General features: G+C 35.3%; 1 protein-coding gene. It reads right to left on the bottom strand.

The window, feature by feature from the left end:
• A partial coding sequence (locus ACFINS_RS09675) for a type IV secretion system protein VirB5 (protein WP_375706142.1) occupies nucleotides 1–417 on the bottom strand: 417 nt, incomplete at its 3' end.
• Between the last annotated feature and the right edge of the window lie 170 nt (nucleotides 418–587).

Here is a 587-nt window from a genome sequence, read left to right as displayed (position 1 = left end):
TTCTTTTAATTGTTTTTGAAGATCTTCATGCTTTTTTTGTGTTTGCTCTTCACGCAATTCTTCTTTTGTTTTCGTATCTTTTGCTTGAATCATAGCAAGAGACTGGATTTTTAAAGTATCCGCTTGCAGCTGTGCCTGGAGAAGAGTCAGCTCTATTTGCAGGGCTTGCAATTGTTCAGGTTTAGTCTTTGTATCTGCTTTAAGATTTGCAAGTTGATTGTTTATGTCCTTAATTTTGTTTGCAGTTTGTGTTGCAGATTCATAAATAGACTCAGCTGTTTGTGATTTTGCAACGTCTAATTTTTGCGTGTTTTCTAAGGCTTTTTTATAATATTCATCAGTAAGGGTTGCTGTTTGTGCTTTTGCATGAGAGATGCAAAATAAAGATAACAATGTGACTAAGCTATATTTTTTCATTGATTTTCTCTCCTTTGATGAAATATAGGCAGCCATATGTCTGGGTCTGCTCCATATTCGCTGATAATTTGGTTCAACAGTTCAATATTCTTTGTTGTACCGCTTAAAACAGCAATCTCATCATTCATTCCACGTAAGTTAAGTTCTGCAACAACGGAACTTTGTCCCTG

The organism is Bartonella sp. AA2SXKL (genome assembly GCF_042197205.1).
Taxonomy (GTDB): domain Bacteria; phylum Pseudomonadota; class Alphaproteobacteria; order Rhizobiales; family Rhizobiaceae; genus Bartonella.
Note: the sequence above shows the minus strand (reverse complement) of the source record. Positions and strands in the feature narration are given on the sequence as shown.